The organism is Colwellia marinimaniae (assembly GCF_002207865.1).
GTDB classification, from domain to species: domain Bacteria; phylum Pseudomonadota; class Gammaproteobacteria; order Enterobacterales; family Alteromonadaceae; genus Colwellia; species Colwellia marinimaniae.
In genome coordinates this window covers 1-6134 of the sequence record NZ_BDQM01000063.1, presented here as the reverse complement: position 1 = coordinate 6134, position 6134 = coordinate 1, and the positions used below count along the sequence as shown (strand labels likewise).

4 protein-coding genes, 1 rRNA gene and 1 pseudogene are annotated in these 6134 nt (G+C 38.5%); 4 read left to right on the top strand and 2 right to left on the bottom strand.

Translation table 11 applies throughout. The features are described 5' to 3' along the window. Positions 1-189: 189 nt before the first annotated feature. A 5S ribosomal RNA gene (rrf, locus tag MTCD1_RS17915) occupies positions 190-304 on the top strand. A gap of 2087 nt (positions 305-2391) precedes the next feature. Here rrf and dusA read toward each other — a convergent pair. After that, positions 2392-3402: a tRNA dihydrouridine(20/20a) synthase DusA gene (gene dusA / locus MTCD1_RS17910; protein ID WP_057179422.1), complete on the bottom strand. Its 1011-nt coding sequence runs from the start codon at positions 3400-3402 to the stop codon at positions 2392-2394. Positions 3403-3508: 106 nt separating this feature from the next. On the opposite strand from dusA, the pseudogene MTCD1_RS17905 reads away from it, so the two are divergent. Then, positions 3509-4573, top strand: a pseudogene (locus tag MTCD1_RS17905) (site-specific integrase). A 50-nt stretch (positions 4574-4623) separates the two neighbouring features. Here the strand turns inward: MTCD1_RS17905 and MTCD1_RS17900 are convergent. Continuing rightward, positions 4624-5007 (bottom strand): hypothetical protein, encoded by a 384-nt coding sequence (locus tag MTCD1_RS17900; protein WP_057179420.1) that lies wholly within the window; start codon positions 5005-5007, stop codon positions 4624-4626. Between the two features lie 419 nt (positions 5008-5426). On the opposite strand from MTCD1_RS17900, the gene MTCD1_RS22165 reads away from it, so the two are divergent. Together MTCD1_RS22165 and MTCD1_RS17895 are read left to right on the top strand one after the other, a co-directional pair. Next, positions 5427-5555 (top strand): hypothetical protein, encoded by a 129-nt coding sequence (locus MTCD1_RS22165; RefSeq protein ID WP_257721030.1) that lies wholly within the window; start codon positions 5427-5429, stop codon positions 5553-5555. Positions 5556-5660: 105 nt separating this feature from the next. Next, on the top strand, positions 5661-5909 hold the full coding sequence (locus tag MTCD1_RS17895) for a hypothetical protein (RefSeq protein WP_057179421.1): 249 nt from the start codon (positions 5661-5663) through the stop codon (positions 5907-5909). Positions 5910-6134: the final 225 nt, after the last annotated feature.

Below are 6134 nucleotides of genomic sequence, written 5' to 3'. Positions count from 1 at the left end.
TGTAAGGACTGCGAGGTCTTGAGCTAACTGATACTAATTGCCCGTGAGGCTTAACCATACAACACCCAAGTAGTTTTTGACTATAAAGTGTGTGTGAGACTGACATAAATATATAAAACACGTACTCGTGTTACTTGAATTGCTTTTGTAAACTTTTTATATCAAATTTCTAGATTGTACCCTTTTTTGTTTAGCGACCATAGCGCTGTGGCCCCACCTGATCCCATTCCGAACTCAGAAGTGAAACGCAGTTGCGCCGATGGTAGTGTGGGAGTTCCCATGTGAGAGTAGGACATTGCTAAACTTCTATTAAGAAAAGCCCGATTCATAAGAGTCGGGCTTTTTGCTGTCTGGGATTTGAAACAATTACTAATAAGCGCGAATAAATTCCCGCCTACATATTTTGGCCCCACCTGATCCCATTCACTCTATCTAACGGAAAGTGCCCCGGCGCTTCAGCAGTTGAGTCTGCTCCTTGCCATCCATGGCAACGCGGCGACATTAGTACATCCATGTACGTCACGCAGTTACGCCGGAGGTAGTAAGTGTGTGGGTGTTTTTCTCTTTATGTGAGAGTAGGACATTGCTAGGTTTCTATTAAGAAAAGCCCGATTCATAAGAGTCGGGCTTTTTGCTGTCTGAGATTTGAAATAATTACTAATAAGCGCGAATAAATTCCCGCCTACATATTTAGGCCCCACCTGATCCCATTCACTCTATCTAACGGAAAGTGCCCCGGCGCTTCAGCAGTTGAGTCTGCTCCTTGCCATCCATGGCAACGCGGCGACATTAGTACATCCATGTACGTCACGCAGTTACGCCGGAGGTAGTAAGTGTGTGGGTGTTTTTCTCTTTATGTGAGAGTAGGACATTGCTAGGTTTCTATTAAGAAAAGCCCGATTCATAAGAGTCGGGCTTTTTGCTGTCTGAGATTTGAAATAATTACTAATAAGCGCGAATAAATTCCCGCCTACATATTTAGGCCCCACCTGATCCCATTCACTCTATCTAACGGAAAGTGCCCCGGCGCTTCAGCAGTTGAGTCTGCTCCTTGCCATCCATGGCAACGCGGCGACATTAGTACATCCATGTACGTCACGCAGTTGCGCCGGATGTAGTAAGTGTGTGGGTGTTTTTCTCTTTATGTGATGTCACTCCTGTGCAGTAGGACATTCTCGATTTCTATTAAGAAAAGCCCGATTCATAAGAGTCGGGCTTTTTTCTGTCTGGGTTTTGAAAAATATAAGAGAATAGGATAGCGCTGTGGACCTATCTGATCCCATTCACCATTCTCTAACGGTAAGTAAGTAAGTAAGTAAGTACGGAGCTCTCAGAAGTTTTATTTACTCGTTACCATCAAGACATTGCTTATGCATTGCCTAATTGCATATTCTCATGCATTGCCTAATCACATACCTGCCGGTACAACCGTGGTAACGTGACATTATAGGAAGATTTTATGCAAACACAGTTGCAGCGTACGCCTTAGTGTATGAGTCTACTTCTCTTTATTAAATAATGCTGTCATGAAATTATTTACACTTAGATTATGCCGCTATGTGAAAACTCAACATAGCAGAAATTAAATAGCTTATTGAAAATCTATCACTAATAAGCCCATAAATTAAATTGGATAATTTGGTATTAGTTTGTTAAATTTTTATTCAATCAAATTTAAGTTAAAGCACCTAAGCGTAATTTACTGGAACTAGTATGGGTATGGGGGCTTATTTCGAGGTGTTTTAAGTCTTCACGCTAGTAATATACATTCACTATGACATTATAATAAGGTATTTTAATGTCATGGTTCAGGACGTTTTTTACATTTATATCGCTTTATTATTGGTAGTTCGAATATCAATAATAGCTTTATAATTACGGTGCTTGTCCAAAATACTTAGTGCAAACTCAGATCATATTTATTGCATAAGAAACGCAGCAACATCAAACTTAGCGGGTCAACAGTATAAGTACTTAGTTCTTTGATTCAAAAACACCGACAATGATTGAAGTGATAAGCATGGCTGAGCCAGGGATCATTGTTAACATAAATAAAGTGTTTAAATCTAACATTGTTATTCCTTGTAATCTTTTGCGTATAATATTCGTACGAATTTTTGTGCGAAAGTGTTAGTAGTTATTACTAAGTTGCAATAAGTGTTACAAAGGTTGTGCCATGATTGGTAGTATTTTATATCTATATGAATTTATTGGCTATTTATTTTAATCAGGGCTATAGGGTTAAGATGTATTTTTAAGATGTGTAATGGTTTGGTCATAACTACTATTTTATAGTTAAATTTGTTCTAGAATGGTTTAATTCACATACGTTATAAAGCACAGGTTCTCAATAACGGGACATCAATTCCCGAAATTGAGATAATCAGGACGTTACTCAGACAAGGTCACCTTAGAAAATGCATCAAGAAGAACTTGTCCGTCTGCCCCATCTTTACCTGCACATTCACTCAAGTGCTGCCTAAATTTACGGGCCCCAGCTAAACCATTACAAAGGCCAAGCATGTGGCGCAATATGTGCCAAGCCCTACCACCATCCTTAATCGTATTATTGATATAAGGAACCATTAACTCAATAACTTCTGTTCTTGATAATTTAGCTTCATTTGATTGGTATATATCACTATCAGCATCGACTAACATATACGGGCTGTTATATATCTCACGGCCTATCATCACTCCATCAATATGTTGGAGATGTTCATTGGCCTCAGAGAAAGACTTGATACCGCCATTAATGGATATTTCTAAGGCATCAAAATCATTTTTCAACTGGTAGACCCGTTTATAGTCTAGCGGTGGAACATCACGGTTCTGTTTAGGGCTTAACCCCGTTAACCAAGCTTTCCTTGCATGGATTATGAAATGTTGGCAACCGGCTTTTGCAACCTGTTCGATAAAGGTATGCAAGAATTCGTAAGAGTCTAGATCATCAATACCTATACGTGATTTTACTGTAACGGGGATATTAGTCGCTGCTTGCATTTGATCAACACACTCTGCAACTAGGGATGGTTCAGCCATTAAACATGCACCAAAGCGACCGTTTTGTACCCTGTCTGAGGGACAACCTACGTTTATATTAACTTCGTCATAACCATATTGTTCGGCGATCTTTGCACATTCAGTCATTGCTTTAACATCACTGCCACCAAGTTGTAATACTAAAGGGTGTTCCGCATCGTTATAGGTTAAATAATCGCCTTTACCGTGTAAAATAGCGCCAGTAGTTATCATTTCCGTGTAAAGTACAGTGTGCCGTGTCATCAGTCTGTAGAAGAATCTGGAATGTTTATCGGTCCAATCTAGCATGGGCGCTACACTTAGCCTGTGATCTATTGTAGGCCTTGATTTATATAGCTTTGGTGTCGTAATTGTAGTCATTCGGTTATACCCTAAATCGCCTTGAATCGCCTGTACTTTCGTTGGATTTCCGTTTACGGTGTTCCAAATGCGCCCCATTTTGGGTAGGACGATTAAGGATAATACAATGGCATCAGTAACAATTGATAAACGCCAAAAGGCTAACGGAGACTTTAGCTACCGTTGCACAATTCGCGTAAAAAAGAATGGTGTAATTATACATAGAGAATCTAAAACATTCAGTAAAAAAGAATTAGCCAAAACATGGGGCAAAATACGTAAAGAGGCTGTAGAGCTAAATAGTATTACAGCTCAAGATAAGGTGATATCAATTGGTGAATTACTAGACCTATTTATCAATGACGTTTATTTGTGGGCGGCTACTGGTAGAACTAAGCAATACGTGGTGAAAATGCTAAGAGATTACCCAATAGCAGATGTATTATCAAACCAGCTTAAAAGCAGTGACTTATAGCCCACTGTAAAATTCGGAGAGACGCAGGGGCTGGTGGTGCAACCATTTATCATGATGTTGCCTATTTACGTAGTGTAATGAAAATTGCTTTACCTGTTTTTGATGTAACGGCTAATTGGAAAATCTTTGAAGATGCTGTACCGGTATTAATTGAAATGAAGTTTAGTCGGTAAAAGCCAAAAGCGAACACGCAGACCTACTGAGAATGAACTCGATAAGTTAATTGCAGCATTAACTGAAAGGCAGGAAAAACAGGGCAGTAAAATTCCCTTTGTTGATATTCTAAATTTTTCTATATTCACCTGCATGAGAATAGGCGAAGTTTGTAAAATCGAATGGAAAGACTTAAACCATGAACATAAAACAGTAATTGTACGAGATAGGAAAGACCCAAGGAAAAAAGAGGGTAATCATATGATCGTACCATTGTTAGCTGGTTCATATGACTTAGTGAAAAAGCAGTCAGAAAAGGATGATAGAATATTTCCTTATAATTCTAGGTCTGTAACAGCAGGTTTTCAGCGTGTTAGGAATGATTTAGGTATAACTGACCTAAGATATCATGATTTAAGGCGAGAGGGCGCATCTAGGCTATTTGAGAAAGGATATAGTATTGAAGAGGTGGCACAAGTTACAGTCCATAGAAATTTGAATATACTGTGGCAAGTGTATACTCAGTTATTCCCTCATAAGCTACATGATAAATTTGATGAGTAATGACTGTTTAGGAAACGGAAAGTAGCGAGGTATCATAAATAGATAAAGAGTTACTTTGCATTATGAGCACAGGCTTCTTTTTTAGCTTGTTTCGCTTTATCACTATGGTCTCCCATAGCCGAAAATATGGCATCATTACACAACTTGTCAGCTCTAGACATGGACAGTTTCTTAAACTTTTTAAATTGAATTTTTGATGTTGTAGGGGAGGGTTGCTGTATTGGCACCTGGATAGTCATCGCCTCTCCTTCATCTTTTAATATCGGCCTTCGGGAATCTGAAAATTCACCTGCGGATTCCTCTACTATAAACTGTCTTTCATGCTCAGGAAGTGAATTAAAAGACCCCACATCATACCCCCTCAAAATCATAGGTATAAGCCAAGATAAAAAAGTAGCAAAAACGATAATTGATATCCATTTTATAGCATTCATAAATAAATCCTTTTTGAAGAGATAGTATTCTATAAAAAAGCCCAATTCAGTGCAAGGCGGCATAGTTTGGTGGAATCTACCCCCGTAATACTATGAAGGGGGCTTTCCGCTCTCCACTCTTCCTCGTTGCTCAGGCTTCGCCCTCGTCGTTCGCTACCAAAACCAATAAAAAAAACGAACAAAAAAACAAACAAAAGTTCAAAAGAAGGTTCCAAAGAGCTTCAAGCCTAATTTAGTAAAGTAAAATAAAGGTTTCTAAGAACATTTTCAAAGATACGAAAATAACCTCAGACACTCCTTGATTTTCATTGACAAAATTATTCTCTCACTCTGTTTGATTAGCATCAAATTAAGCGCGCACCCCTATGTTTCTACGAAACGGGTACTTCTTAAATTGACACTATCAAGGAACTTTGAGCATGAATACTACACCTGAGCTAGACAGCACTGAGATTGAAAAAGAAATTCAAGAACTAATGAATGAGACTAGAGCAATAGTAGCGAAAGCAAAGGCAGCTAACGAAGCTGATGCGATAAAAAGGAAGTAGTTAAAGTTAATAGAGTAGGTCTGCACTTAACCTTTCATGAACAAAAAGACCTTATGCCGTCAATTGTTAGAACTTTAACCACAGGGAGAATAAAAGGAATTCATCATGTTAATCAAAATAAATGAATCAGAGCCTGAGTTCGTAGCGTTCGTTGACGAACTGAAGCAACATTATAGCGAGGCAACCGCAGCTGGAGCCGCAAAGAAAGCGATTGTTAATCACATATCAGTCGTTAACGATTTAAGGAAGACCAAAAGGAAGTTGGAGAGGCTAGAAGATATACTTGAAGAAATCAAAAACATAAAGCAGCAGCAAAAAGGATTACAGCAAGCCCTCGATATTTTAACTTATTAGTACCAAAATCAACTTGCCGGTTTATCATGGCAACACGATTCTGGTATTAAAACGTAGTATTAGACTAAATTTTCTACCAAAGAATATGAGGTTTTTCATTAAGTAATTATGACTATCTAAGGCTAACTATTACCACTTTGAAGACCAATGCGTAATACCATGATGCCGATCGGTCAATACTATTCAAGCCGATCACTTTTTTGTTAATCAGTAGACCTCAGTAAA